Source organism: Tritonibacter scottomollicae (assembly GCF_003003215.1).
Classification (GTDB): Bacteria; Pseudomonadota; Alphaproteobacteria; order Rhodobacterales; family Rhodobacteraceae; genus Epibacterium; species Epibacterium scottomollicae.
This window is the reverse complement of the sequence record NZ_PVUF01000018.1, coordinates 42801-68734: the sequence shown is the minus strand read 5'-3', so window position 1 is coordinate 68734 and position 25934 is coordinate 42801. Positions and strand designations below refer to the sequence as shown.

23 protein-coding genes are annotated in these 25934 nt (G+C 62.1%); 16 read left to right on the top strand and 7 right to left on the bottom strand.

The genetic code is table 11. From position 1 onward, the window contains the following. Positions 1-134 precede the first annotated feature (134 nt). Complete coding sequence (locus tag CLV89_RS19400; protein ID WP_106165307.1) at positions 135-1241, bottom strand: site-specific integrase; 1107 nt, start codon at positions 1239-1241, stop codon at positions 135-137. Positions 1242-1345: 104 nt separating this feature from the next. Between CLV89_RS19400 and dusA the strand changes: the two genes are divergently transcribed. Together dusA and CLV89_RS19390 are read left to right on the top strand one after the other, a co-directional pair. Beyond that, entirely contained in the window at positions 1346-2356 is a 1011-nt protein-coding gene (gene dusA / locus CLV89_RS19395) for a tRNA dihydrouridine(20/20a) synthase DusA (protein ID WP_106165306.1), read from the top strand. A gap of 5 nt (positions 2357-2361) precedes the next feature. Continuing rightward, complete coding sequence (locus CLV89_RS19390; RefSeq protein WP_106165305.1) at positions 2362-3156, top strand: hypothetical protein; 795 nt, start codon at positions 2362-2364, stop codon at positions 3154-3156. Positions 3157-3346: 190 nt separating this feature from the next. Here CLV89_RS19390 and CLV89_RS19385 read toward each other — a convergent pair whose 3' ends face one another. The 3 genes from CLV89_RS19385 to ccmI are packed head-to-tail and all read right to left on the bottom strand — an operon-like array spanning position 3347 to position 5307. Then, on the bottom strand, positions 3347-3580 hold the full coding sequence (locus CLV89_RS19385) for a DUF1289 domain-containing protein (RefSeq protein WP_106165304.1): 234 nt from the start codon (positions 3578-3580) through the stop codon (positions 3347-3349). Between the two features lie 3 nt (positions 3581-3583). Next, positions 3584-4057, bottom strand: coding sequence for a Holliday junction resolvase RuvX (gene ruvX, locus CLV89_RS19380; protein ID WP_106165303.1), 474 nt, complete (start codon positions 4055-4057; stop codon positions 3584-3586). Beyond that, on the bottom strand, positions 4054-5307 hold the full coding sequence (gene ccmI / locus CLV89_RS19375; RefSeq protein ID WP_106165302.1) for a c-type cytochrome biogenesis protein CcmI: 1254 nt from the start codon (positions 5305-5307) through the stop codon (positions 4054-4056). Before ccmI ends, ruvX begins: the two co-directional genes overlap by 4 nt. A gap of 243 nt (positions 5308-5550) precedes the next feature. On the opposite strand from ccmI, the gene CLV89_RS19370 reads away from it, so the two are divergent. The 9 genes from CLV89_RS19370 (at position 5551) to CLV89_RS19330 (ending at position 13351) form a co-directional block, all read left to right on the top strand. After that, positions 5551-6795 carry a sarcosine oxidase subunit beta family protein gene (locus CLV89_RS19370; protein WP_106165313.1) on the top strand — a complete coding sequence of 415 codons (1245 nt, stop codon included), beginning with the start codon at positions 5551-5553 and terminating at the stop codon, positions 6793-6795. Positions 6796-6904: 109 nt separating this feature from the next. Next, entirely contained in the window at positions 6905-7096 is a 192-nt protein-coding gene (locus tag CLV89_RS19365; RefSeq protein WP_106165301.1) for a hypothetical protein, read from the top strand. A 201-nt stretch (positions 7097-7297) separates the two neighbouring features. Then, positions 7298-7630 carry a sarcosine oxidase subunit delta gene (locus tag CLV89_RS19360; RefSeq protein WP_106165300.1) on the top strand — a complete coding sequence of 111 codons (333 nt, stop codon included), beginning with the start codon at positions 7298-7300 and terminating at the stop codon, positions 7628-7630. A gap of 73 nt (positions 7631-7703) precedes the next feature. Beyond that, a complete protein-coding gene (locus tag CLV89_RS19355; RefSeq protein WP_106165299.1) occupies positions 7704-10739 on the top strand; it encodes a sarcosine oxidase subunit alpha family protein in 3036 nt (1011 codons plus the stop codon). Further along, positions 10732-11301: a sarcosine oxidase subunit gamma gene (locus CLV89_RS19350; RefSeq protein ID WP_106165298.1), complete on the top strand. Its 570-nt coding sequence runs from the start codon at positions 10732-10734 to the stop codon at positions 11299-11301. The genes CLV89_RS19355 and CLV89_RS19350 overlap by 8 nt, the downstream gene beginning before the upstream one ends. A gap of 110 nt (positions 11302-11411) precedes the next feature. Continuing rightward, a complete protein-coding gene (locus CLV89_RS19345) occupies positions 11412-11822 on the top strand; it encodes a hypothetical protein (protein WP_106165297.1) in 411 nt (136 codons plus the stop codon). Positions 11823-11937: 115 nt separating this feature from the next. Next, positions 11938-12537 (top strand): superoxide dismutase, encoded by a 600-nt coding sequence (locus CLV89_RS19340; protein WP_106165296.1) that lies wholly within the window; start codon positions 11938-11940, stop codon positions 12535-12537. A gap of 158 nt (positions 12538-12695) precedes the next feature. Next, a complete protein-coding gene (locus CLV89_RS19335) occupies positions 12696-12896 on the top strand; it encodes a hypothetical protein (RefSeq protein ID WP_106165295.1) in 201 nt (66 codons plus the stop codon). After that, a complete protein-coding gene (locus tag CLV89_RS19330) occupies positions 12896-13351 on the top strand; it encodes a host attachment family protein (RefSeq protein WP_106165294.1) in 456 nt (151 codons plus the stop codon). Before CLV89_RS19335 ends, CLV89_RS19330 begins: the two co-directional genes overlap by 1 nt. A gap of 158 nt (positions 13352-13509) precedes the next feature. On the opposite strand, the gene CLV89_RS19325 is transcribed toward CLV89_RS19330, so the two are convergent. Then, positions 13510-14049, bottom strand: a complete 540-nt coding sequence (locus CLV89_RS19325) for an LOG family protein (RefSeq protein ID WP_106165293.1) — start codon at positions 14047-14049, stop codon at positions 13510-13512. Between the two features lie 151 nt (positions 14050-14200). Here CLV89_RS19325 and CLV89_RS19320 point away from each other — a divergent pair, with 151 nt between their 5' ends. The 4 genes from CLV89_RS19320 (at position 14201) to CLV89_RS19305 (ending at position 19583) form a co-directional block, all read left to right on the top strand. Further along, complete coding sequence (locus CLV89_RS19320) at positions 14201-16156, top strand: LysM peptidoglycan-binding domain-containing protein (RefSeq protein WP_106165292.1); 1956 nt, start codon at positions 14201-14203, stop codon at positions 16154-16156. Between the two features lie 102 nt (positions 16157-16258). After that, positions 16259-18067, top strand: a complete 1809-nt coding sequence (locus CLV89_RS19315; RefSeq protein ID WP_106165291.1) for an ABCB family ABC transporter ATP-binding protein/permease — start codon at positions 16259-16261, stop codon at positions 18065-18067. A 454-nt stretch (positions 18068-18521) separates the two neighbouring features. Further along, the gene (locus CLV89_RS19310) at positions 18522-18770 is read left to right on the top strand and encodes an EF-hand domain-containing protein (RefSeq protein ID WP_106165290.1); all 249 of its coding nucleotides are present in this window, start codon (positions 18522-18524) and stop codon (positions 18768-18770) included. A gap of 570 nt (positions 18771-19340) precedes the next feature. After that, complete coding sequence (locus CLV89_RS19305; protein WP_106165289.1) at positions 19341-19583, top strand: hypothetical protein; 243 nt, start codon at positions 19341-19343, stop codon at positions 19581-19583. A gap of 177 nt (positions 19584-19760) precedes the next feature. Here CLV89_RS19305 and CLV89_RS19300 read toward each other — a convergent pair whose 3' ends face one another. Continuing rightward, positions 19761-23591: an efflux RND transporter permease subunit gene (locus CLV89_RS19300; RefSeq protein WP_106165288.1), complete on the bottom strand. Its 3831-nt coding sequence runs from the start codon at positions 23589-23591 to the stop codon at positions 19761-19763. Next, positions 23588-24838, bottom strand: coding sequence for an efflux RND transporter periplasmic adaptor subunit (locus CLV89_RS19295; protein WP_106165287.1), 1251 nt, complete (start codon positions 24836-24838; stop codon positions 23588-23590). The genes CLV89_RS19300 and CLV89_RS19295 overlap by 4 nt, the downstream gene beginning before the upstream one ends. Before the next feature lie 359 nt (positions 24839-25197). Between CLV89_RS19295 and CLV89_RS19290 the strand changes: the two genes are divergently transcribed. Next, complete coding sequence (locus CLV89_RS19290; RefSeq protein ID WP_106165286.1) at positions 25198-25866, top strand: hypothetical protein; 669 nt, start codon at positions 25198-25200, stop codon at positions 25864-25866. The last annotated feature ends 68 nt before the right edge of the window (positions 25867-25934 follow it).

Sequence of the window (25934 nt, the reverse complement as noted above, 5' to 3'; positions counted from 1 at the left end):
AGCGTAACAAGGCGGTATCGCCTCAGACTGCCCAACAAAATATGCGCCGTACCCATCCCCAACGCACAAAACCAAACGACTTTTTCAACGAAATCGGCTCAAACCGGACCTTAGCTGCGCGCCGGAAGAGCCGATTAGGTCCTGGTCACTCTTACGATCCACTCCCAATCTTCGTATCTATCGCCGCGTGTTTGAAGGTGAGTGTAGCGTTGCATGGACGCCCATGATCGATGGCCTGAAACTGCGGCGACTTGGGGAATGGTCTCTCCCATCTCAAAGAGCCTGGATATCCCCTCATGCCGCAGGTCATGGAAGACGAGATCTTCAATCCCGAGCATGCGGCAGGCCTCGGTCCAGCGCCGGGAGATAACGTCCTTTGATGTCCCGAAAATCAAAGCGCGTTTCTTTTCTACCTTGCTCCTGAATGGCCTCATGGATTGCGCGATCTGCAGCGCTGGGGCGGGGAGGTCACACCAGACATCATTGCCCACTTTTTTGCCGGGGTGCTTCATGTCCTTGATGAAAAGGCGGCTGGTTTCTGGATCGAGATCGGTGTGTTTTGCGCGGGCAATCTCAGACTCTCGGCGGGTAGAGAACAGCGCAAAGAGGGTGATTTTGTGCATGGGCGCAGAGCCCGCATGGTTCAGGTAGCTGGTCTCGAAATACTCCAGGATCGCGTCTAATTCGTCGCGCGTCGGGCGCCGATCTCTGGCTTTCGACCTGCCGGTAATACCAAGACGGCTGCACACCGTCATCGCATCAACCGTGGCGGAGCGGTCCAGATCAAACCCCCATGCAACCTTCGCAACCGCAAATACTGAACTGAGCGCCGATAGGTAGATGTGAACCGTGGCGGGGGATCGACCGCCGTTTGCGAGTTCTTGGGCGAGGGCTACAATCTCCTGACTGCCGATGTCGCTACAGTGCCGATCTGCTATGTCGAAGTTATTCAGGATCGTATTCAGTACCTGGCGTTTCGTTGTCCCCATCTCTCGTTTGTGGTTGTCGAGGTAGACTTTGATCGCGTCCGAGAGTCTTCGCCCCTTCATTTTGAGTTCATGGCCCTGACCGTTCTCGACAAGCTCTCTGATGTCTTTGGATCTAGATTTTATCCATTGCTCGGCATGTCGTTTCTTGTCGAAAGTACGGTTCTCCCGGTAGCGCTCTCCCTTTCGTATAATGTCAAATTGTGCCAGATAGGCCTTCGAGCCATCGGCTCGTATACGTTCAATGACTGGCAAGCCCCAACATTCCCCAAAAAATTCCCAACATTGTTGGGGGAAGACGCCAGAACATGCAAATATATCCAATAATCGGCTAGTTTGACGGTCAAGGAAATCTTACGATGAGCAATGAGGTCGCAGGAAAATCAAGGCTTTGGCGGTCTTCTCGGTTGTCGGTGGCGCCTATGATGGATTGGACCACGCGAGAATGCCGTTATCTGCATCGGCTGATGTCGAAGGAGACGCTGCTCTATACCGAGATGGTGACCGCGCCGGCCTTGGTGCGCGGCGGGGCCTTGCATCTGTTGGACCATGATCCCGGCGAACATCCGGTGGCGCTGCAGCTGGGCGGGTCCGATCCGACAGAGCTGGCCGAGGCGGCGCGTCTGGGGGCCGAGGCGGGCTATGACGAGATCAACCTCAACTGCGGCTGCCCCAGCGACCGGGTGCAATCCGGTGCCTTTGGCGCGGTGCTGATGCAGTCGCCGGAACTGGTGGCTGATTGCATGGCCGCGATGGCCGAGGCGGTGGATGTCGAGGTGACGGTGAAATGCCGCATCGGGGTGGACGATCAGATGCCGGAAGAGATCCTGCCGGGGTTTCTGGAGCAGATCCGCGCTGCAGGTGTGTCCCGAGTCACCATCCACGCCCGCAAGGCCTGGCTGCAGGGGCTCTCGCCCAAGGAAAACCGCGACGTGCCGCCGTTGGATTATGAGCTGGTGCATCGGATGAAGGCGGCGTTTCCGGACATGCATATCTCCATCAACGGTGGCATTGCGACGCTGGCGGAGGCCGAGGCGCATCTGGCGCGCGGGCTGGACGGGGTGATGATCGGGCGGGCGGCCTATCACCAACCTGCGGATGTGCTCTGCGCTGCTGATCCAAGGATCTTTGGCAGTGGAGAGGCCAGCGATCCGGTTGAGGTGGTGCAGCAGATGCTGCCCTATATCGAGCGTGAGATGCAGAAGGGCGCCCGCTTGCATCAGGTGACCCGTCACATGCTGGGCCTGTTTGCGGGCCGTCCGGGCGCGCGGCAATGGCGGCGCCACCTCTCAGAAGGGGTCAGTCAGAAAGGCGCGGGGCCGGAACTTGTTGAACAGGCCCTGCGCCTTGTTGTGGCGCGGGCGGCGTGAAAGCCATGGGGCTCGATCACTACCGGGCAAAGGGCTGGCTGCGGTTCCCGGCAGACGCGGGCACGATGGCCTGGGCGGAGCACGCCCGCGCGCTGGCGCAGGACGCTGTGGCAGATCCGGCGCATTCCGCCTGGCTTGATTGCGAGGGCACCTGGTTCATCGGCGTTGATGCGCTGCCCAATGATCCCGCCGGACAACTGGCGGACGGGCCACCCCTGCAAGGTCCCGCCATCGACTTCATCACCCGTCAGATCTGCCCGCTGGGCGCGCTGCACCGTGCGCAGCTGTCGGTGATCTACCCCGGCTATCCGCGACCACGACAGGGCGAGAGCACGGCGGCCTTTGGCTATCGTCGCAACCGGGATGCGGCGCATGTGGATGGGGTCAAGATGTTCGGCGAGGCACGCCATCGTCGGGTCGAGGAGCCGCACGCCTGGGTGCTGGGCCTGCCGCTGAACGCCACCAGCCCGGACGCCGCACCCTTGGTGGTCTGGGAGGGCAGCCACGAGATCATGCGCGCGGCCTTTGCCGCCGCCTTTGCGGGCGTTGCGCCCGAAGACTGGCACGCGGTGGATGTCACCGACAGCTATACCGCCGCAAGGCGTGAGGTCTTCGAGACTTGCCCGCGCGTCACCGTGCATGCGCAGCCCGGTGACGCGTATTTGATGCACCGTCTGTGTTTGCACGGGGTTGCGCCCTGGGGGCACGACGCGACTGCGCCGGCGGGCGAGGGGCGCATGATCGCCTATTTTCGCCCGGAACTGGCGGATTGGCAGACCCGCTGGCTGACAGATCCGTGACGTTCGCCAGATAGGTCAGCCACGTTGACCCATTGTTTCGCGCGCGAAACAATGGGTCAATACATGTTCCGCATGATTTTCAAGGTGTTAGAAGGGCGTTCGCACGCTGGGCAACGGCGCGAATCTGGATCAAGCTGCTCGTTTCGTGACGTCGATGTTCCGTCACTGCCGGGTGTGCAGCGAGCCTGTGTCAGTCGCGCTTCATCCGCGCGGCCCGACCGCCACGGCGACCCTTTGGGACGGCAGATCGGGAGGGCAGCTCGGCGATGATCTCGGCGCGTTCGTGATGGCTCAGCTTTGACCAGCGGGTGATTTCGTCGATGGAGCGCGCACAACCGGTGCACAGCCGCGTGTCCGGGTGGACCACACACAGCTTGATGCAGGGGCTCTCGATCTCGTCACGTTGCCAGACGTCGTCATTCATGCGTCAACCGTTTCTCATGTGGCTCAGCCTGTCCAGGGCTCCCTGCAGGATATACGAGGCCGCCACATGGTCGATCACCTCTGCGCGACGTTTGCGCGACGTATCCGCCTCCAGCAGGGCCCGTTCCGCGGCCACTGTGGACAGACGCTCGTCCCAGAAGCTGATCGGCAGCTCGGTTACCCGTGACAGATTGCGGGCAAAGGCACGGGTGGACTGGCAGCGCGGCCCTTCGGAGCCATCCATGTTGCGCGGCAGCCCCAGCACGATGGCGCCGATCTCGCGCCCGGCGATGATCTCCAGCAGGCGGTTGCTGTCGAGGGTGAACTTCTTGCGCCGGATGGTCTCCAGCGGCGTCGCCACCGCACCAATCCGGTCAGAGACCGCAACCCCGATGGTTTTTTCGCCGAAATCCAGCCCCACGAGCGCCGACAGGGGCGGCAGGGCGGCGGCGAACTCTGAAAAATCGTCATGGATCATTGGTTCGCCTCGACCTGATCCATCGCGGATTTCAGGATCTCCAGAGCGGGATCATTTTCCGCAAATTGCTGTTCTGCTTCGGCGTAGATCTCACGCGCCTGGTCCAACCGACCCAGTACCCCGAGGGCGGTGATCAACCTGGCCCATTCCGGAGGGCTGCCGCCGTCGCTGGCCAGACGGGCCGCAAGGCCGGAGACCATGCCTTCGATCATCTGCTGGCGCTCTTCGGCGGACATATCCTGCATGGCTGCCATCTGCTCTGCACTCGGGCCGGGCAGTTCTGGGGTGTTGCCGGGGCCCGTGGCTTCACCGGGGGGGATCGGGCTGTAGTCGACCCCGGCAAGCGCTGCCATCTCCGGGATCTGAGCTTGGATCGCGCGGATCCACGGCGCGCCTGCGGGGCCTTGTTTCAGCGTCTCGGCCCAGATCTGATAGCCGCGATCCGGGCGTCCGTTCTGCCCCATCATAAGACCGAAGTAATAGCGCGCGCGCCCGTCCTCCGGGGTCTCGGACAGAGCCTGCAACAACAGCTCTTCGGTCTCGGGCGAGACATAGCCACCGGCGGCCATGACCTGCAGCTCAGCCTGATCGACCAGATCCTGTGGGGCGGGGGCGTCGGATTGCAGCGCGTTATAGCGCGCCTTTGCCTCATAGGCGGCGGTGAAGTTCCCCAGCCGGGCCTCGTGCTGCGCCAGAAGGGCCTGACCGCGGGCATCATCGGGGCGATCCGCGGTGGCTTTGCGCAGTTCGACCACCAGCTGACGATAGTTTGGATCGATCTCGGCCGCTGGGGCCTCAGGCTGGCGGGCCTCTGCTTCGGACTGGCTGGGGCGTGTTTGGGCGCGCTGTTCAGCGAGCGCCATGCGACGGTCAAGGCCGTAGTCGCCATAGCCGGGCGCACCGTACCACCAATAGAGGCCAGCGGTGCCAAGCGCGATCACCGCCACCATCAGGACGGCAGCGATGCGGCTTGGGCCATTGGGTTGGTCCTGACCGGTCTCTGCGGCCTGAACCTGTGCATCGGCCGCCAGAATGCGGCGCGAGATTTCCGTGCGCAGACGATCCGCGTCCTCGGCGCCGACGACGCCTCTGGCGACGTCGCGATCCAGATCCTTCAGCTGCTGGCGATAGACGCGCAGATCATAAGCAGCGGCGGGTTCCCCCGATCCGTTCTTGTTGCGCAGCAACACCAGCGCCAGCATGCCTGCCATCGTCAGTGTCACCAGCCCGGTCAAAATCCAAAATATCATCGTCTCTCCGCCGTTTGCTCTCATGTATAGGCGGACGGCTGCGGAAAAAAGCCCTATCGGTGCGACGCGCTGTCCCGCTTCTGAGATATGTGTCAGCTTCGATGGAGACCATACATCGGGGCTCCTTCCGACACTCCAACGAGAGCGATGTCGCAAACCTGACGAAACGCGACGATTAACGGCGCGGGGGCGGAGCAGATCCCGGTCATATCTGGGACCAGACACGAAGCATTGGATTCGCTCATGAAACGCTATTCAGCCTTTGCAGTGGCGCGGGAAGGTCTGCGCTACCACACCGGGTGGGAACGGGCCTGGCGCTCGCCCGCGCCGAAACGGCACTATGATGTGATCATCGTGGGCGCCGGCGGCCATGGCCTGGCCACCGCCTACTACCTGGGCAAGAACTTCGGCATCACCAATGTTGCGGTGATCGAGAAGGGCTGGCTTGGCGGCGGCAATACCGGTCGCAACACCACGATCATCCGGTCGAACTATCTGCAGGATCCCTCTGCCGCGATCTATGAAAAATCGCGCAGCTTGTATGAGACCCTGAGCCAGGATTTCAACTACAACATCATGTTCTCGCCGCGCGGTGTGATCATGCTGGCCCAGACCGAGCATGAGGTGCGCGGCTACAAGCGCACCGCCCACGCCAATGCACTGCAGGGCGTGCCGACCGAGTGGATTTCGCCGGCGCGGGTCAAGGAGCTGGTGCCGATCATCAACCTCGAAGGGCCGCGCTATCCGGTTCTGGGTGGGCTGTGGCAGGAGCGTGGCGGCACCGCCCGTCACGACGCAGTAGCCTGGGGCTATGCGCGGGCCTGCTCTGACATGGGCATGGACATCATCCAGCAATGCGAAGTCACCAATGTGCGCACCGAAAACGGTCGCGTTGTTGGCGTCGACACCAGCAAGGGTGCGATCGATTGCGACAAGCTGGGCATGGTGGTGGCGGGCAACTGCTCTGTCCTGTCCGAGATGGCGGGCTTCCGTCTGCCGGTGGAAAGCGTGGCCCTGCAGGCGCTGGTGTCCGAGCCGATCAAACCCTGCATGGATGTGGTCGTGATGGCCAACACGGTGCACGGCTACATGTCGCAATCCGACAAGGGCGAGATGGTCATCGGCGGCGGCACCGACGGCTACAACAACTACACCCAGCGCGGCTCATTCCACCATATCGAGGAAACCGTACGCGCGCTGGTCGAGACCTTCCCGATGGTCAGCCGCCTGAAGATGCTGCGCCAATGGGGTGGTATCGTGGATGTGACCGGCGATCGCTCACCGCTGATTTCCAAGACCCCGGTCCAGAACTGCTTTGTCAACGCGGGCTGGGGCACGGGCGGCTTCAAGGCGATCCCCGGCTCCGGTTGGGCGATGGCAGAGTTGATGGCGACCGGGCATTCCCCGCTCGCGGAGGAATTCTCCATGACGCGCTTCAGGGAAGGCAAATTCATCGACGAAAGCGTCGCGGCCGGGGTGGCGCACTGATGCAGCGCCTTGGTTCACAGACTGAAAGTGTTTCTTGGCTTGCTGCCGGGAACTTCTGCGCGGGTTCGGGCGTTAAAGCCGCGAACACAATATCGCGCAGGAGAAACACATGTCAGATCAAACGCAGAACTCGTCCGGCTCCGGCAATGGCGCACTTGCCTTCATCCTTGGTGGTGTCGTTGTCGCACTCGCCGTGCTTGGCTGGTTCGTCCTTGGCGGTGGAAACCCGATGGATGAGCCCGATGTCAGCATCGAGCTGCCCGGCGGTGGGGCCATCGAAGGCGACATCGAAGGCAATTGACGATCAGGGGCACGCCGCCTCTGATGGTGGCGTGTCCCATGTTTGCGACACGCGTCTTGCCCCACGTGTGACTTTCGCTGCGGCGCTGACCTCAGGTGGCGCGTCACATTGGGCTGCTCCCCGAACATCTCATCCCGCGACACTGCCCGCCATCTCTGCGGGGCAGGGCGCTGCTGTAACTCTTTCGACGGAGCACGCACAATGCTGATCCTTGAATGTCCCTATTGCGGCGTCAAAGCCGAAGAAACCGAACTGCATGGCGGTGGCGAAGCGCATCTGAAACGCTTTGGCCCCGGCTCCTCGGATGACGAGTTCCACGACTACCTGTTCATGAAGGAAAACCCGCGCGGGGTGCACCTGGAACGCTGGCGTCACGTCAACGGCTGCGGCAAGTGGTTCCACGCTGCCCGCTGTACCCAGACGCTCGAGGTCTTTGCCACCTACAGCGCTCAGACCACCGAGCCGCCGCAGGAGGTCAAGGACAAGATCTCCGCCAAACGTCCGGGCTGGACCTGGCGCGAATTCGAAGGTTGATCGCCATGTTTCATCTTTTCCCAAATACCTCCGCCGGAGGCTCCCAGACCTCCTGCCGCGAAAGGGTCGCACTATGAGCACGCGTCTCGCCAAACAGGGTCGGCTGATCGACCGCTCCAAAAAGATCGAGTTCTCCTTCAACGGCAAGAAGCTCAAGGGTTTTGCCGGGGACACGCTTGCCTCTGCGCTTCTCGCCAATGACCAGATGCTGGTCGGTCGCTCGTTTAAGTATCACCGTCCGCGTGGCCTCGTCGCCGCAGGCTCCGAAGAGCCGAATGCGCTGGTGGGCCTCGGGGTCGGCGACCGCTTCGAGCCGAACCAGCGCGCCACCACCACTGAGCTGTTCTCGGGTCTCGCGGCCCAGTCGCAGAACCACTGGCCAAGTCTGGAATATGACGTGGGCGAGTTGAACTCGAAGTTCTTCTCCCGCTTCCTGACCGCTGGCTTTTACTACAAGATGTTCATCCACCCGCGTCCCTTCTGGAAGCATGTGTATGAGCCTTTTATTCGCCAGTCCGCAGGTCTGGGCAAAGCGCCCGACAAGGAGCTGAAGGACGCCGACACCTACGAGCACTTCTACTATTTCTGCGACGTGCTGGTCATCGGTGGCGGTGTTGCGGGTCTGCAGGCGGCTAAAACTGCTGCAGCATCCGGCGCCAAGGTTCTGGTTCTGGAGGAAAAATGCAACTGGGGTGGACGCACGCCGGTCGACGGCGGCACCATCGAGGGCCTTGAGGCGGACGCTTGGGTGGCCAAGACCGTCGCTGAACTGGACGCGATGGACAATGTCACTCTGCGCACCCGGACCATGGGCGCGGGTGTCTATGACCACGGCTATATCCTCGGCTACGAGCGTCTGACCGACCACGCGCCGGGTCAGGGTGGCCCGCGTCACCGCCTGTGGCGCATCCGCGCGACGCAAACCGTGACCGCAACCGGTGCCATCGAACGTCCGCTATCCTTTGCGGGCAACGACGTGCCGGGCGTGATGCTGGCGGCCTCCATGCGCGACTACGTGGTGAACTGGGGCGTGACCCCGGGCCAGAAGGTCGTGGTCGCCACCAACAACGATGACGCCTACCGCACCGCCATCTCCCTGCATGAGGCCGGCGTCGAGGTCGTGCGCGTGCTCGACACCCGCGAAAGCGGCGGCGGCGATCTGGCCGACAAGGTCCGCGCGCTTGGCATTCGCGTTGAGTGTGGCCGGGCGATCGCCAAGGTCAAGGACGGCAAACGCGTCACCAAGGTTGCCATCTGCGCCCAGAACGGCGAGGGCGGTGCCCGCGAGGAGATCGAGGCCGACGCAGTTGCCATGTCCGGTGGCTGGTCGCCGGTGGTGCACCTGTGGTCCCATTGCGGCGGCAAGCTGACCTGGGATGATGCCCAAGCGCATTTCCGCCCCGACCCCGAGCGCGCCCCCACCGGCCATGATGGCAAGCCTTTCGTGGTGACGGCAGGCTGTGCCTCCGGTCCGTTGGGGCTGTCGGAGGTGATGCAGGATGCGGCCGCCGCCGGTGCGCGTGCTGCTGAGGCCGCTGGCCGTCCGGCAACGAAGCCGGCCGAGGTTGCTACCTCCGAGCTGGTCGAGGCGCCGATGGAAGCGGTCTGGCTGATGCCTGCCAAGGCCGACATCAAGCTGCGCATGAAGACCTGGCTCGACTATCAGAACGACGTCAAGGTCTCCGACGTGCAACTGGCCGCACGCGAGGGCTATGAGAGCGTCGAGCACACCAAGCGTTATACCACGCTTGGCATGGCGACCGATCAGGGGAAACTCTCCAATATCAACGGTCTGGCAATCCTTGCGGACACGCTGGGGGCGGAGATCCCGCAGGTTGGCACCACCACCTTCCGTCCGCCCTATCACCCGATTTCCATGGGTGCGATCGGTGGCGAGGCCCGGGGCGACATCTTCCAGCCGCTGCGCAAGACGCCGATATACGACTGGCACGACAGCAACGGCGCCCATTGGGAGCCGGTCGGCCACTGGCGCCGCCCCTATGCCTATCTGCGCTCCGGCGAAAGCATCCATGATGCGGTCAATCGCGAGGTCAAGAACACCCGCGACAACCTTGGTCTCTTGGATGCCTCCACCCTCGGCAAGCTGATCGTCAAAGGGCCGGACGCGGGCAAGTTCCTCGACATGCTCTACACCAACATGATGAGCACGCTGAAGATCGGCAAATGTCGCTATGGCCTGATGTGTTCCGAGAACGGCTTTCTCGATGACGATGGCGTGGTTGCGCGCATCGACGAGGACACCTGGCTCTGCCACACCACCACAGGCGGTGCGGATCGCATCCACGCCCATATGGAGGAATGGCTGCAAACCGAATGGTGGGACTGGAAAGTCTATGTCACCAACGCCACCGAGCAACTGGCACAGGTTGCCGTGGTCGGCCCCAACGCCCGCAAGGTGCTGGAAAAGCTGAACGCGCAGGCGGGCGGCGGTATGGATCTGTCGAAAGAGGCGCTGGCCTTCATGGAGTGGAAGGACGGCGAGATCGGCGGCTTCACGGCACGCGCCTATCGCATCTCCTTCTCCGGTGAGCTGTCCTACGAGATCGCGGTCGCGGCCTCCGAAGGTCAGGCGTTCTGGAACGCGCTGGTCGAGGCGGGCAAGGAATTTGGCGTCATGCCCTATGGCACCGAATGCCTGCACATCCTGCGCGCCGAGAAGGGCTTCATCATGATCGGCGACGAGACCGATGGCACCGTGATCCCGCAGGATCTCGGCCTGCATTGGGCGCTGTCGAAGAAGAAAGAGGACTACCTGGGCAAACGTGCACAAGCGCGCAGCCACATGGCCGATCCGGATCGCTGGCAACTGGTGGGTCTGGAAACCGTCGACGGCTCCGTGCTGCCGGATGGGGCCTATGCGGTGGGCAATGGCACCAACGCCAATGGTCAGAAGAACACCATTGGTCGCGTGACCTCCACCTACTACTCCGCCACGGTCGATCGCGGTATCGCGATGGGTCTGGTGAAACATGGTCCCAAGCGCATGGGCGAGGTCCTCGACTTCCCCGGCACCGACGGCAAAATCTACAAAGCCAAGATCGTAGAGCCGATCTTTTACGACAAGGACGGGGAAAAGCAGAATGTCTAACGCTGTAAGCGCCCTGGGCGGCGCAAGCTTCGCCGGTCTCGCCAAGGTCGAAGAGACCGGACTGGGCGGCATGATCACCCTGCGCGGCGATCTCGCCTCGGCCAAGGTTCAGGCGGCGGTCAAGGCCGCCACCGGAGCCGCGGTGCCGGATACCCGCAGGATCGTCTTTGGCGATGCGGGTGCGGCGGCCTGGATGTCGCCGGACGAGCTGTTGCTGCTGGTAGAGTATGAGCGCGTCGATGCGGTTGTGGCCAAGCTGGGCGAGGATCTGGCGGGTGAACACCATATGGCGGTGAACGTCTCCGATGCGCGGGCCTGTTTCGCGGTCAGCGGCGAGGCGGCCCGCGAGGTGATCGCCAAGGTCGCGCCTGTGGATCTGGACGACGGCCAGTTCGAGGCCGGCACGTTCCGCCGCACCCGGTTTGCGCAGATCGCCGGCGCTTTCTGGCTGGACGACGCGGGTACGTTCCACATCGTCTGCTTCCGCTCGGTGGCCGGCTACATGTACAACCTGCTCTGTGCTGCCGCACATCCACAGTCCAAGGTGGGCGTCTACGCCTGACGTCGGACCTCAGACGCCAATTGGCAACAATTCGGAAAATCACAATGCGGTCCCTTGCGGGGCCGCATTTCGTTTGTGAATAGAAGGCGAGAAGGTATTAAGGAGGCACCATGTTATTCAAATCGTTCACGCTTTCCATGGCCGTCGCTCTAGCAGCGATGTCCTCTGCGGCGGTTGCACAAACCTATGATTGCACATTCAATGATGGGCATCGGCGCAATGTCATCCCGTCGCAAGTCATTGTGGAGCTGGCAGCTGACGGGCAGTCGGCGCAGGTGATCGATAGCGTCAGTCATCATCACAAAATTGCGCCGGTGGCAGCGAAATTTGTCAAGAACACCAATAAGCGGCTGCGTGTGCGCTGGTCGCTTAAGGATGTCATCAGCAGTTCCGGCCAGAAGGCGACGCTGAATTTCTCGCTCACGCATCAGAAGGGCAACGGCAAAGCCTTTCTCAACATGGACATTCCGGGATATGGCAATACCGAGTCCGGCAACGGGCGCTGCGCATTGCGCAAGTGAGTGTACTTGGAGTCTCTGGCATCCCTGCGATTTTCCGCCTGCGCGGGCTTGACCAAACCGGGGCGGGGCCGCATGTATCCCTCAGGAACGCAACATTAAATGACAGGGGGCCAAAATGGCTTTTGAACTTCCCGATCTTCCCTATGCACATGATGCGCTGGCGTCCAAGGGCATGTCCGCCGAGACGCTGGAATACCACCACGACCTGCACCACAAGGCCTATGTCGACAACGGCAACAAGCTGATCGCCGGCACCGAGTGGGAGGGCAAGTCCCTCGAAGACATCATCACCGGCACCTACAACAAGGACGCCGTGGCGCAGAACGGCATCTTCAACAACATCTCCCAGCTGTGGAACCACAACCAGTTCTGGGAAATGATGGGCCCGAACGGCAGCGCGATGCCGGGTGAGCTGGAAAAAGCTCTGGTTGAGTCCTTCGGCTCTGTCGACAAGTTCAAGGAAGACTTCTCCGCCGCAGGCGCCGGTCAGTTCGGCTCCGGCTGGGCATGGCTGGTCAAGGACACCGATGGTGGCCTGAAAGTCACCAAGACCGAAAACGGCGTCAACCCGCTGTGCTTCGGCCAAACCGCACTTCTGGGCTGTGACGTGTGGGAACACTCCTACTACATCGACTTCCGCAACAAGCGCCCGGCCTACCTGTCGAACTTCCTCGACAACCTGGTGAACTGGGAAAACGTCGCCTCCCGCCTGTAAATTCCGGCGCAACGGCAAACGTATCGACAGGCCCCGTCCGGCATCGGACGGGGCCTTTTGCTGTCTCGCCGCCAGACTATGCACGCAGGTTTCCGGTGGAACATTCAGCGCACGCTCCGCGTTTTCCAACTGAATGAAGCCAAGTATGGAGGACTGAGATGGCAGAGCGTGTGCGATCAAAGGACGGACATCAGGAAACCAAGGATATTCTCGGTGCCGACGGGAGCGTGTCCCATGGTGGGCGCAATGGCGGACGTCTGGCGCGCGAAGTCGCCAGCGAAGACGAAGAGAAACGTGCCAAGGAGCGCCCCGCAGGCGCCACCCGCGTGACCAAGTCAAATGAGCAGGAGGACCAGTGATGAGCGCTTTAGACCAAGGGACTTATGTATTGGTGGCCGACAGCGAGAAGGCCTTGCTGCTGGAGAACATCACCGATGGTCAGGATCCGCATTTCGAGGTGCGCAAGAAGGAGGAGCAGGATAACCCCTCCGATCAGGCGCAATCCGCCAATCGTCCAGGTCGCATGCAGGACACCGGCGTCGGCCAACGCTCAGCGCTGGATGACACGGATTGGCACGAACTGGCAAAGGAACGCTTTGCCGATGACATCGCAGAGCTGCTTTATGCCCGTGCCCACAAGGGCAAGCTGGGGCCGGTGGTTCTGGTGGCATCCCCGCAAGTGCTCGGCGATCTGCGTCCGAAGCTGCACAAGGAAGTCAACGCGCTGATTGCCGGCGAGATACCAAAAACCCTGACCAATCACCCGCTGGATGAGATCGAGCAGATCGTGAAGCGGGAGTTGGCCGCGTCATGAGCGCCTCTCCGGTCTAAATCAGGATATAAAAGAGAAGACGTGGCGCATTTCCGTGCCGCGTCTTTTTCCGTTTTCTGCGATCGGCGCAGGCCAAATCCGGCGGACTGTCGCGTGGCCGCGTTGTTTGCTTTGTCCGAGGCTCGCTGGCTTGCGCCGCCTCAGGTCAGGGCGGCAATCGCCTCTTCGGGGGTCTGCGCCCAGAGAATGCAACTTGCGTGATCTGCCCCCGCAAAGTCCTGTTGCACCACATGATCCATCAACGCACGCAACGGATCCCAGTAGCCGTCGGTGTTGAGGATCACGATGGGCTTGTTGTGCAGACCCAGCTGGCGCCAGGTGATGGCCTCGAACAACTCATCCAGCGACCCCATGCCGCCGGGCAAAAGCAGCACGGCGTCCGCGTTGTAGAGCATGACCTTTTTGCGTTCATGCATGGTTTCCGTCACCACATAAGTGGTGAGATCGCGCTTGCCGACCTCGCGTTTGACCAGATGCTCGGGGATCACGCCGAAGGTCTCGCCACCTGCAGCCTGCGCTGCGCGCGCAACGGTGCCCATCAGCCCGACGTCACCGGCCCCGTAGACCAGTCGCAGGCCAGCATTGGCCAACCCCATGCCCAATGTCTGTGCCGCGGCTTCATAGCTTGGATTTTTTCCCATGCGGGAGCCGCAATAGACGCAGACGGATGTGACAGCCATGGCGCACCTTTTTCATTTTCAACGGAATTTCGGACGAGTGCAGAGAAACATCGTGCTTTGACCCGTCATAGCGGTATTGCTAGGTTTGCTCAACCGAGTGGTCGGCAACAAGGCCACCGGTGCAAAGGGATGCAAGGGAATACATCGCAACATGACGAAATCAAGCGGGATAGGCGCAGGCGCCGGGGTGGCCATCGGCACGGTGGCGACAGTCGTCGTAGTGGGCGGTGGGTTTTTTCTGGCGCGGGGCGGTATGTTGGGCGACGGGGCGCAGAGCTTTGTCGCGCGTCAACTTGTATCGCTGGGCCTCGCGGTGCCACCTGCGCCGATGATGCCGGCGCCTTCTGCGCAGGAGACGGATCCGGCGCAGGGCTCCTCGGTGGCGCCTGAAACCGCCGTGCCGGACGAAAGTGACCCCGGCTTTGTTCTGGCCCCGCCGAAGCTGGAAGTGGCCCGGTTTGACATGGACGGATCCGGCATCGTCGCGGCCTCCGCGCAGGCAGGGGTCGAGGTGCAGGTGCTGCTTGACGGGCAGGTGCTGGACAGCCAGACCGTGCCCGCGGCGGGGGAGTTCGTGTCATTCGTCACCATCACCTCCAGCAGCGAGCCGCGCGTCTTGTCGCTGCTGGCCCGGTTCGAGGGGCAAGAGATAGCGTCAGAGGACAACTTTATTCTTGCGCCTGTTCAATTGCGCACGGCTGAGGCGGATGAGGCGTGGTTGCCGCTGGAGCGCGACAGCAGCTCCCGGTCCGAGGTCGCAGCGCCCGAAGACGCAGGACCGGAGGAGGTGGCCTCTGATACATCTGCGCCGCAGGATGTTGCGCGGGATGCGACATCACCCGGCCCGGCAGCATCTGACGATGCGGCGCCGATGGTCCCTGATGATGCAAGTCAGGTGGCATCTGATGAAAGCGGTGTGGTTGCGTCTGAAGACACAGGGACCGAGTTTGCGGCGTCTGAAGCGACCACGCCCCAAATGGATGCGCCCGACGTGGTTGTGGCTGATGCCGCAGCGCCTGACAGTGTTGCCCCAGAAGCGGTTGCGCCCGATGCGGTCGCCGCTGACCCCGTCGCACCCGAAGAGGTGGTGGCCGATGTGGTTGCGCGTGCTCAGGACGAACTGCAGGACGAACCTTCGGAGGTGTCCGTTGCCGAGACCGGTTCAGATGCGGACACCGCGACCGTGTCGCAGAGTGCTGAAGCAGCGGCGCCGGAGAGCGACAGCGCAGAGGCCGCGCAATCGGTTCGGGTAGAGACGGAAACAGCGTCTGATCCTGCCGCAGCACCGGAGGTGGTTTCCGATGAGACCCAGCGCCCCGCAGCAGCTGATACCCGTGCGCAGCTCGCGACGCCTCCTGCAGCAGAGGCTGCGAGCGATGGGCCTGCAGAGGCCGTGGGATCGGCGGAGCCAGCACGGCCTCCTGTCGTCGCGACCGATGATGCAGGCTCGCAGCCGCCGCGTGAACAGGCCGGCGTTTCCGAGCCTCAGGCCACACCCGAAGACACCACTGTTGAGGCCGACGGGGCGACAGCGCCTCAACCTGACGTGGCCGTAACGGTACTGCGCGCAGGCAAGGACGGCGTATCCTTGGTGCAGCCCGCAACGCCCGTTACGCCAGAGCTGGTGAACAAGGTGGCATTGGACACCATCAGCTATACCGAGACGGGCGATGTGCAATTGGCCGGACGGGCACAACCCGAGGCGCTGGTGCGGGTCTATCTCGACAACAGCCCGGTGACGGATATCGCAACCGCAAGTGACGGCCGCTGGTCCACGGCGCTGACCTCGGTGGCACCGGGGATCTACACGTTGCGCCTTGACGAGATCAGCCTGGCCGACGGCAGTGTCAGCAGTCGCCTCGAAACACCGTTCAAGCGCGAGGCACCTGAGGTCTTGCAGCCCGCGCTTGAGGCGGAATCGAGCCCGGATGCGTCAGCTCCGGCCATCCAGGTGGTGACCGTGCAGGAAGGGGACAGCCTCTGGGCGATCTCGCAGGAACGCTACGGCAGCGGTTTTCTCTATGTGCGGGTGTTCGAGGCCAACAAGTCCGATATTCGCGATCCGGACCTGATCTATCCCGGGCAGATCTTCACTCTGCCGAAGTAACAGCTTACATAGACTTGAATGTGGGCGCGCTCCCAAATGGGGGCGCGTTTGTCATGTCTGGATTCGACCCCGGATCGACAGAGCCAAGAACAAGGAAGCCCGATGCCCCCGATGGACGATCCCACCGCCGCCGACGAACGCCGCTCCGGCCTGCGTACCCTGCGCAAGGTCTGGCCCTATGTCTGGCCGAAGACCGAGCGGGCGATCCGGGTGCGCGTCGTGCTGGCGCTGCTGGTCTTGGTCGGCGCCAAGGGTATCGCCGTGCTCACTCCGGTGTTCTACAAGGGTGCGGTGGATGCGCTGGCCGATGAAGGCGTGCCGCTCTTGGCGCTGGGGGCCGTGGGGCTGACGGTGGCCTATGGCATGGCGCGGGTGATGAATGCGGGCTTTCAACAGTTGCGCGACGTGATCTTTGCGCCGGTGACGCAGCGGGCGCTGCGACGGCTGGCGCTGTCGACCTTCCGGCATATTCACGCCATGTCCATGCGCTATCACATCACCCGCAAGACCGGCGGCCTGAGCCGCATTATCGAGCGCGGTGTGAAGGGCGTAGAGTTCCTGTTGCGCTTTTTGGTGCTGTCGATCGGGCCGCTGATGCTGGAGCTGACGCTGGTCGCGGTCGTGCTCGCCTTGTGGTTCGACGTCTGGTATCTGGTGGCGGTTGCGGTGACCGTGGGGCTTTATGTCTGGTTCACTTTTGCGGTGACCGAATGGCGCGTGAAGCTGCGCCGGGAGATGAACCGGCAGGACACGGACGCCAACCAGAAGGCGATCGACAGCCTGCTGAACTACGAGACGGTGAAATACTTCGGAGCCGAGGACCGTGAGGCGGCGCGCTATGACGTTGCCATGAAGGGCTATGCGGCGGCGGCGCTCAAGACCGCCTATTCGCTGGCGGCGCTGAACTTCGGCCAGACGGTGATCATCACCACCGGGCTGATCACCGTGATGGTGATGGCGGCAATCGGGGTTGAGAGCGGCCAGATGACCGTTGGCGATTTTGTCATGGTCAACGCCTATATGATCCAGATCACCGGGCCGCTGGGCTTTCTCGGCACGGTTTACCGCGAGATCCGTCAAAGCCTGGTGGACATGGGCGAGATGTTCGACCTGCTGGAGCAGCCGCCGGATGTGCAGGATGCCACGGACGCGCGCGATCTGCAGATCACCGGTGGTGAGATCCGCCTGAAGGACGTGCGCTTCGGCTATGACAGCGAGCGCGAGATCCTGAAGGGCGTGTCGCTTTCGGTTGGGGCAGGGCAGACGGTGGCCATTGTCGGCTCCACCGGATCGGGAAAATCCACCATCGGGCGGTTGCTGTTCCGCTTTTATGATGTCACCGGCGGCGCGCTGACCATCGACGGGCAGGATGTGCGCAACGTGACCCAGAAGAGCCTGCACAGTGCCATCGGCGTGGTGCCGCAGGACACGGTGCTGTTCAACGACAGCATTCGCTACAATATTGCCTATGGCCGTGAGGGCGCGACGGAGGAAGAGATCATCGCCGCCGCGCGGGATGCGCAGATCCATGATTTCATCGCGCAATTGCCCGAGGGGTATGACACCCAGGTTGGCGAACGCGGGCTGAAGCTCTCGGGCGGTGAAAAACAGCGGGTGGGCATTGCGCGCACATTGCTGAAAAACCCGCCGATCCTGCTGTTGGACGAGGCCACATCGGCGCTGGATTCCGACACCGAGCAGGAGATCAAGGGCGCCTTGGCGCGGGCCGGGCAGGGACGCACGGTGATCACCATCGCCCATCGCCTGTCCACCATCGCCGAGGCCGACCGGATCGTGGTGCTGGAACAGGGCGAGATTGCCGAGACCGGCACCCATGACGAGCTGGTGTCGCAGGGCGGGCGCTATGCCTATCTCTGGCAGCGACAGCAGGCCGATCAGGACGTCGCCTGATCCCCGGCGGCGCTTGTTGAACAGCTCTGGACGTCGGTGGCTTGCGCCCTGACCGCCGGAGGCTGGAAGAATCACAACACCCCAACGCGCGATGCATCGAAGACAACCGGTGCATCGCGCGTATTCTTTACTGCCTGCAGCTCGGGTTGGGGCAGGCCAAGGCAAACTGCGAAACAGCGCTTTGTTCCCGCAAAAGATGCAGATCCCAATTCGGCACCCGTTTTGCGCGGGGCTCCGCCAGAACGCCCTGTCTGCGGCGGCGGGGAAATGTCCACGTGGTTGGAGCGCGCATTAAGTCGCCGGTGTGAAAGAGAAAATCAGGCCGATCATCGCCCGAATTCACCCCCTTGTCGCGGCCCACTGGCAGCGGGCAGATCGGCTCTCTACCTTCATTCTTGTCACGAGGCGCAGATGTGCCGAGCGACACATACAAACAAACGAGTGGAGTATAACGATGAAGACTTTTGCCCTGACCGCCGCCGCTATCGCAACTCTGGCCGCTGCACCAGCTATGGCCAGCAACTTTGCCGCAGAAGTCGATGCAGATGGCAGTGGCGCCCTGTCGCTGGAAGAGCTGCAAGTCGCCTACCCGGCACTGACCGAAGACACATTCGCGCAGATCGATGTGGATGCAAGTGGTGAGGCCGACATGGAGGAGATCGCCGCCGCTCAGGACGCAGGGCTTCTTCTCAAGAACGGCTGATCCAGCCTCATGATGGGGCGGGCCATCTTTGGTGGTCTGCCCCGGTTTCGGGTGGTGCGTCGTGCGACGGGTCTGCATGTGTTTTGGTGCGGGCCACCCGCTGTTTATTGTGCCGTCATGGTCGTGATCTGGCCTACGGGCTCTTCCCTGGATCCGATGTCCACATCTTTCCCCAAAGATGTGGCTGGCCACCCCCGAGACGACGCGCACAATCAGAAGAGACCTCGTCCTTGCGGCGGGGTCTTTTTTGTTCGAGGGCTCCACGGATGGGTGGGACAGAGGTTCCGGGCCCTGAAATGGTCCAGGTCTGAATGCGAAAAACCTATGTTTTTCATGTGGATGTCGAGCCAACTTGCGGTGATGTTCCATCACGCCCTCGTGAGGGCGGCCCATCTGTCAGATCTGTGCGGAGTCTTGCTGTCCGTAAAATGCCTGACCAGCAGGGAGGCGCTGAGAGGTTGTGGATCAGGTCGCGAGGGCTGGGGATCGGCAGCGGCCTTCTTACGTTCTGTGGTGTCACGAGGGGGCATCCCCTCAAATTCACGAGTAAGACCTCTAAAGGAGGACATTATGAAATCCATCGTATTGACAACCGCCGCCGTTGCCGCCCTGTTCGCAGCACCTGCCGTCGCCGAAGTAGAGCAGGCGGGCGCGCTGACCTACAAGGAGCTGAAGCAGGAGTATCCCACTCTGACCAAGAAGACCTTTGAGATGGTTGATGTGAATAAGGACGGTGTCGCCGATATGGAAGAGATCGACCAGGCAGAGCAATCCGATGTTCTGGAAGCACAGAGCATGATGGACAAGAGCTGATCTGAAGTCCGGAGGTGTCGGGATCAGTCATGATCCCGATGCCAGCCAGTCAGCCAGCGCGTCAGAATACGGACGCGTCAGGACTTTGTCATCACGCCGAAAAAAGCCCCCTCCTGAGTATTCGGGAGGGGGCTTTCCTATGTTCTGATGGGCTGCAGTGGCCCAAGGGAAGGGGGGTTATTCCGCGGCCCTCAGAGGGGACGGCCCGGTCGAGGGTTGCGAGCCTGCTGTGCTGTCGGTCTCATCCTCGGCGTCTTGTCTCGGACTGTCGTCCTGCGGGGCTGCGGGATGTGCCTCCGCCGTCCAGTCGATTTCGGTCGAGGGCAGCCGACGGGCCTTGCGGGCCAGCTCGCTGTCCTGTGCCACCTGACTGGTGCTGCCACCGGTGATCCGTGCCGTGATCCGTTTCATCCAGCTCATATAGGTGGAGAGCCAGACCCGGAGCGCCAGCAGAGATGGGGTGACAACCAGTGTCAGCACGGTGGCCACACCCAGGCCAAAGACCACCGCTGTTGCCAGCTGTTTCCACCACAGCGCAGTCGGGCTGTTGATGGAATACCCGCCGTCGATGAAGTCGAGGCTGATGCCGAACATCATCGGCGCCAGACCCGCCATCGTGGTGATGGTGGTCAGCAACACGGGCCGGATGCGCGCCTCCGCGGTCCGGATGATCGCCTCAAGCCGAGGCATGTGCTGGCTGAATTCCTGATAGGTATCAATGAGAACAATGTTGTTGTTCACCACGATCCCCGCCAGTGCCACGATCCCTGTGCCGGTCATGATGATCGAGAAGGGCTGCTGCATCACCATCATACCGATCAGCACCCCGGTGGTGGAGAGAACCACCGCCAGCAGCACCAGCACGGAATTGTAAAAGCTGTTAAACTGCGCCAGCAGGATCACGAACATCAACCCCAGCGCCCCGGCAAAGGCTTTCATCAGAAAGGCACCGGATTCTGCCTGTTCTTCCTGATCGCCCGTCCACTCCCAGTCGATGGAGGAGTCAAAAGGTGAGGTTTCCAGCCATTTGGTTAGCTCGGCAATACGCTCGTTTGCATTGATCAATACGGTCTCGGTTTCGCCGGTGGCGAGCGCTGCGCGCAGCTCATTTTCCGAGGTGGCTCCGGTGAGGGTCTTGATCTCCGCGACGGCGCCGCCGGGCAGGGTGATGGCCTGATCCGAGGCGGTCTGCCCTTCGGTCAGCTGCTTCACGATGGCAAGCGATCGCGCCTCGCCGCTATCCTGCGGCATGAGGATCTGGCTCAGGCCCGGTTCCACATCCGCCTTCACGTCGTAATAGCGCTGCTGCTCAATGCGGGAGATGGTGGCGAGCTTCGGCACAGGTTTGCGCGTGACGAAGTTCGACAGGGGCACCAGACCTTCATCGGTGCGCAGCTTCAGCGTATCGAGAGTGGACAGCACGCGCTGCTGTTCGGGCAGGCGCAGGCGGATGTCGATTTCCTCATCCGAGCTGTCCACCCGCATGGTGTCGAGCAGAATGCCCCGCGTCACCAGCTGTACCATTGCGCCCACCGTGGCCACATCGGCGCCATAGCGACCGGCCTTTGCCACATCCACGTCGATTTCCCAATCGATCCCCGGCAGGGGCAGGCTGTCCTCGATCAGGGTCAGGCCCGGCGTGTCCTCGAAACGGGTGCGGGCCATGTTGGTGGCGGCACGCAGCGGCTCCCACTCATCGCCCTTGATGCGCAGATGCAGCGGCTTGCCGGAGGCGGGGCCCCCTTCAAGCGCCTTGATCTCCACTTCAAATCCGGGGAGCGTCGCGACCATGCCTGACAGCTCGTCCAGCACGGTTTTGCCGTCAAAGGCGTCGGCTGTGACCTCGCGCTCGAACAAGCCGCCGAACACTGGCTCGCTTTTGGTTGGGCGATCTTCCCATGGGATGATTTCGAACTGAACCTGACCGATGGTATCAGGCGGGGTACTGGCGCCGGAGGCATCTGTATTCAGCCCCCCTTCGCCGGCAAAGGAGAAGACGTTGATCACCGCAGGATGCTGCATGATCATCTGTTCGGTGTCGCGCACCATCGCGTCTTTTTCACTCAGCGAAATATTACCGCGGGCCCGAACATAGGCGGTGGCCTGCTCCGGTTCGCTTTCGACAAAGAATTCCACGCCATGGTTGTTGGTCTGGAACAGGCCAAAGACGGTCATGATGCCAAAGCCGACAACCGCCAGCGTGACCACCGGCATCACCGGGTTGCCGACGATCAGCTTGATCACCCAGCCAAAACCACCGAGGCGATGGCCCGCGACCACGCGGCGCTGGCGATGCTGCAGCTCTGCGGCGCCGAGGGTCACAGAGGCGGCGACGGCAGAGGCCAGAAAGATCACCACACCCAGCAGGGTGGCAGCGGTGCCCGTTCCGCCTGGGATCAGATAACCGGGGTTCAGCAGTTGCATGGCACCTGCAAACATGCCCCAGATTGCCACCGGCACCAGCGCGGCGCGCATCACCCATGGCAGGGTGCGACGCAGAGCGTCGGAGGCATTGCCGAAGGTCCGGCTCATCCGGCCGGTCACGCCGCCCATGACGGGCAGGTAGATCAGCGCCACAACCAGGGATGCGGACAGAACGAAGATCAGCGTCACTGGCAGCATGCCCATGAATTCACCTGGAACGCCGGGCCAGAACAGCATTGGCAGGAAGGCACAGAGCGTCGTCGCAGTGGAGGAGACCACCGGCCAGAACATGCGCTGTGCGGCCTCGACGTAGGCGTGCATCGGGCCGGTGCCTTCGGAGATCCGCTTGTCAGCGTATTCGACCACCACGATCGCGCCATCCACCAGCATGCCCACCGCAAGGATGAGGCCGAACATCACGATGTTGGAGACCGAAATCCCCATCAGGGCGAGAAAGGCAAAGCACAGCAGGAAGGAGGTCGGGATCGCGAACCCCACCAGCAGAGCAGCGCGGCTGCCAAGCGCGGCGAGCACCACGATCATGACCAGCGCCACCGCGGTCAATACCGAGCCTTCGAGCTGGCTCACCATAGATCCGACAACACGGCTCTGGTCGTTGGAGGTCCCGAGTGTCACCGCGGTCTGCAGCTCCGGCGGCCATTTTTTCTGGGACTCTGCAAGCGTGGCTTTGACCTGCTCGACCGTATCGATGAGGTTGAAGCCCTTGCGCTTTACCACCTGCAGGGCAAACGTGTCGCTGCCGTTGAACCGGGCGGTGCCCTGACGGTCCTCGAAGGTGAAGTTGATTTCGGCCAGTTCGCCCAGCGTCACGACGCGGTCGCCGTTGGTTTTGACCGGCAGGCCGTAGATATCCTCAACGCTGTCAAAGGAGGACGGGATCTTGACCGAGAAGGTGCCCTGATTGCTTTCGACTTCGCCGGCGGCAATCAGCTGGTTGTTGTTCTGGACCACATTGATCAGCTCAACAGCGGTGACATTGTACGATTCCAGCCGCAGCGGGTCGATCAGCACCTCGACCATCTCATCGCGGTTGCCGGCGATGCCTGCTTCGAGCACGGAATCAAGAGCTTCGATGTCGTCCTGCAAGTCCTTGGCAAGCCGCGCCATTGTGCGTTCCGGCACCGGGCCGGACATGTTCACGATGACGATCGGAAACTCGGAAAAGTTGATCTCATGGATCGCGTATTTCTCTGCTCCTTCGGGAAAGGCAGCTTCGGCGGAATCCATGGCATCGCGCACGTCGGCCATAACGGCGGTCTTGTCCCAGCCGAAATCGAATTCCAGCGCCACACCGGCATAGCCTTCGGCGGCGGTCGCCGACATCTTGTCGAGCCCGTCAAGATCCCCCAGCTCGGTTTCCATCACCTTGACCAGCAGGGTCTCGGAATCCTCGGCAGAGATGCCGGGGAAGGAGACTGAGATGAACAGGGCGGGGATTTCGATGTCTGGCTCACCCTCCTTGGGCAGGCTGACATAGGCAAAGCCACCCACCAGCAGCGAAATGGCGATGAAGGCCATCACCATCCGTGCGCGGTCTGCAGCCCAATTAACGAGGCCGATCATTCACTCATCTCCCGATAGCTGGGTTTCAGGGCAACCCCTTCGGTGACAAAATCCTGTCCCACGATGATGACATCCGCCTCTTCGGGCAGGCCATCAAGCCAGACACCCGCCGCTTCGTCCCGCAGCAGGCGGACAGGTACAAACCCGGCGGTGCTGTCGGCACGTACCACGCGCACGCCCAATTGTCCCTCGTTGTTCAGCGTCAGTGCAGACTGCGGCAGGCGGTGCGCCTTTGTGCCTTCGGCTGCGATGACGATCTCGGCGGTCTGACCATCGCGGATTTTCAGGTCCGGGTTCGGAACGGTGATTTCCACTTCGAAGGTGCGGGTGGCCTCATCAGCCGACCGGCTGATGAAGGATACCGTGCCCGTCACCTCTTGCCCAGCGGCAAGGCGTGCACCGGCCTTTGAGCCAAGCGTAACGTGGTCGATGGCATTCTCCGGCACGTAGCCAACCAGTTTGATCGTATCCAGCTGTATCACTGTCGCGCAGAGGCTGCCCGGTTGCAGCAGGCTGCCGATCTCTGCGGTGTCGGATTCAAGGATACCATTGAACGGCGCATGCAGTACCAAACGGTCCATTTCCTTTTCTGCAGAGGCCACAGCGGCGACCGCAGATTCAATGCCTGCCCGGGTCGATTCAAGCCCACCTTCGGCGGAGGCGATGGCTGCCTGCGCGGTGCTCTCGGCGGCCTTGGCCGATGCCAGCCGGGTCTCGGAGGCGTATCCCCCTTCGGAGAGTTTCTGAGCCGCAGTCAGGTTGATGCGCGCTTCTTCCAGCACAGCATGGGCTTCCTTCAGCCGGGCCTCGGCCTCTGGCATCTTGGCGCGCGCTTCCAGCAATCTCGCGCGGGCTTCAAGCAGCGACGCCGGTCGGGTTCCCGGGTCCAGCTCGCAGAGCACCTCATCCTTCTTGATCGACGCGCCTTTGCGCAGGGGCTCGGAGATCACGGTAGAGGTGGTCTCCGCCATGACGTTGACTTCGCGTATGGCCCGAGTCTGGCCGCGCAGCACGACCGCATTGTCAATGGCGCGGGCCTGGCTGTGCACAGCCACCACGGCCACGCGCACGCCGGCATCCTCGGCCTCTGCCAGTTGCGACTGATCGTCCGAGGCCTCTGCCGCGTCGGCTTCGATCTCCGTGGTGTCCTCGCCGCGGGCGAAAGCCAGCAGGCTGTCGCGCTCCATGACCACGGCATAAAGGCCAGCAGTCACGACCAGGGCGGTCAGAGGGGGGATGATGCGCATTGTAAAAGTCGACTCCAAATTGAACACTTTTTGTTGATACTACCTTGTTCCGTCGCGTCACACTGTGATGCAGGTCACAGGCGGCAAAATTTATCCGGTACCGGTGGCGAAGAAATAGGCCGCCAAGGAACGTAGGTTTTCTCGCGCGTAACAAAATGCCTCAGATTGCTCTTGTCACGCAAAATGCGTCGCAGAGGTAAAGATTCTCATCGTTTGGGGGCCGCTTTGCGCGGAATCGGAGCATTTTGTGCCGAAGTGGACGGGACTTGGCTTGTCTGAACGGGCAGGCTATGACACATCGGCAAGAGATAATGCCGCCCCGTCGTGGGTGCGCGGACACGAGGGACAAGGGCCGTTTCATGAGCGATACCGACAGTTTCATCAACGAGGTGACAGAAGAGGTCCGCCGTGATCGCCTGTTCCTGATGCTCAAGCGCTATGGCTGGATCGGTGCCGTAGTGGTTGTCCTGATCGTTGGCGGTGCCGCCTGGCGCGAGTACAGCCAGGCCCAGGCGCGCAGTGAAGCGCAGGCCGTGGGGGACGCAATGACGACGGCGCTGGCCGCCGACGACTCGTCCACCCGGGCCGAAGAGCTGGCAGCGATCACATCCGACAGCCTCGGCGCGCAGGCGGTGGTGGACATGGCTGAAGCCGCCGCTTTGGCCGATGCCGGAGATGTCGCAGGGGCTGCGACTATTCTCGATGGCATCGCGACCACGGCGGACCTGCCGCAGGTCTACCGCGATATTGCCGCCTTTAAGTCGGTCACCCTGCAAGCGGATACGCTACCCGCTGAAGAGCGCCGTCTGCGTCTCGACACCCTTGCTGCCGCTGGCGGCTCCCTGCAGTATCTGGCGGCCGAGCAATTGGCGCTTTTGGATATTGAAGCGGGCGATACCGATGCTGCCCTTGCGCGTCTCAACGAGATTGCTGCGTCGGCCGGTGTGTCCCGGGACTTGCAAGAGCGCGTCTCTCAAGTGATTGTGGCCCTTGGTGGATCGCCTGAGGCGGACGCACAGGAAGGCTGAGATCTGCGACAAGCAGATCCGCGAAGAAGGCCAGTGGTATGACCCATGAATAACGACAGGGGCAGGGT

Excerpts from the sequence above, each read along its gene's own strand:
- dusA (WP_106165306.1), top strand. The coding sequence starts at position 1,346 with ATGAGCAATGAGGTCGCAGGAAAATCAAGGCTTTGGCGGTCTTCTCGG.
- CLV89_RS19390 (WP_106165305.1), top strand. The coding sequence starts at position 2,362 with ATGGGGCTCGATCACTACCGGGCAAAGGGCTGGCTGCGGTTCCCGGCA.
- CLV89_RS19385 (WP_106165304.1), bottom strand. The coding sequence starts at position 3,580 with ATGAATGACGACGTCTGGCAACGTGACGAGATCGAGAGCCCCTGCATC.
- ruvX (WP_106165303.1), bottom strand. The coding sequence starts at position 4,057 with ATGATCCATGACGATTTTTCAGAGTTCGCCGCCGCCCTGCCGCCCCTG.
- ccmI (WP_106165302.1), bottom strand. The coding sequence starts at position 5,307 with ATGATATTTTGGATTTTGACCGGGCTGGTGACACTGACGATGGCAGGC.
- CLV89_RS19370 (WP_106165313.1), top strand. The coding sequence starts at position 5,551 with ATGAAACGCTATTCAGCCTTTGCAGTGGCGCGGGAAGGTCTGCGCTAC.
- CLV89_RS19365 (WP_106165301.1), top strand. The coding sequence starts at position 6,905 with ATGTCAGATCAAACGCAGAACTCGTCCGGCTCCGGCAATGGCGCACTT.
- CLV89_RS19360 (WP_106165300.1), top strand. The coding sequence starts at position 7,298 with ATGCTGATCCTTGAATGTCCCTATTGCGGCGTCAAAGCCGAAGAAACC.
- CLV89_RS19355 (WP_106165299.1), top strand. The coding sequence starts at position 7,704 with ATGAGCACGCGTCTCGCCAAACAGGGTCGGCTGATCGACCGCTCCAAA.
- CLV89_RS19350 (WP_106165298.1), top strand. The coding sequence starts at position 10,732 with ATGTCTAACGCTGTAAGCGCCCTGGGCGGCGCAAGCTTCGCCGGTCTC.
- CLV89_RS19345 (WP_106165297.1), top strand. The coding sequence starts at position 11,412 with ATGTTATTCAAATCGTTCACGCTTTCCATGGCCGTCGCTCTAGCAGCG.
- CLV89_RS19340 (WP_106165296.1), top strand. The coding sequence starts at position 11,938 with ATGGCTTTTGAACTTCCCGATCTTCCCTATGCACATGATGCGCTGGCG.
- CLV89_RS19335 (WP_106165295.1), top strand. The coding sequence starts at position 12,696 with ATGGCAGAGCGTGTGCGATCAAAGGACGGACATCAGGAAACCAAGGAT.
- CLV89_RS19330 (WP_106165294.1), top strand. The coding sequence starts at position 12,896 with ATGAGCGCTTTAGACCAAGGGACTTATGTATTGGTGGCCGACAGCGAG.
- CLV89_RS19325 (WP_106165293.1), bottom strand. The coding sequence starts at position 14,049 with ATGGCTGTCACATCCGTCTGCGTCTATTGCGGCTCCCGCATGGGAAAA.
- CLV89_RS19320 (WP_106165292.1), top strand. The coding sequence starts at position 14,201 with ATGACGAAATCAAGCGGGATAGGCGCAGGCGCCGGGGTGGCCATCGGC.
- CLV89_RS19315 (WP_106165291.1), top strand. The coding sequence starts at position 16,259 with ATGCCCCCGATGGACGATCCCACCGCCGCCGACGAACGCCGCTCCGGC.
- CLV89_RS19310 (WP_106165290.1), top strand. The coding sequence starts at position 18,522 with ATGAAGACTTTTGCCCTGACCGCCGCCGCTATCGCAACTCTGGCCGCT.
- CLV89_RS19305 (WP_106165289.1), top strand. The coding sequence starts at position 19,341 with ATGAAATCCATCGTATTGACAACCGCCGCCGTTGCCGCCCTGTTCGCA.
- CLV89_RS19300 (WP_106165288.1), bottom strand. The coding sequence starts at position 23,591 with ATGATCGGCCTCGTTAATTGGGCTGCAGACCGCGCACGGATGGTGATG.
- CLV89_RS19295 (WP_106165287.1), bottom strand. The coding sequence starts at position 24,838 with ATGCGCATCATCCCCCCTCTGACCGCCCTGGTCGTGACTGCTGGCCTT.
- CLV89_RS19290 (WP_106165286.1), top strand. The coding sequence starts at position 25,198 with ATGAGCGATACCGACAGTTTCATCAACGAGGTGACAGAAGAGGTCCGC.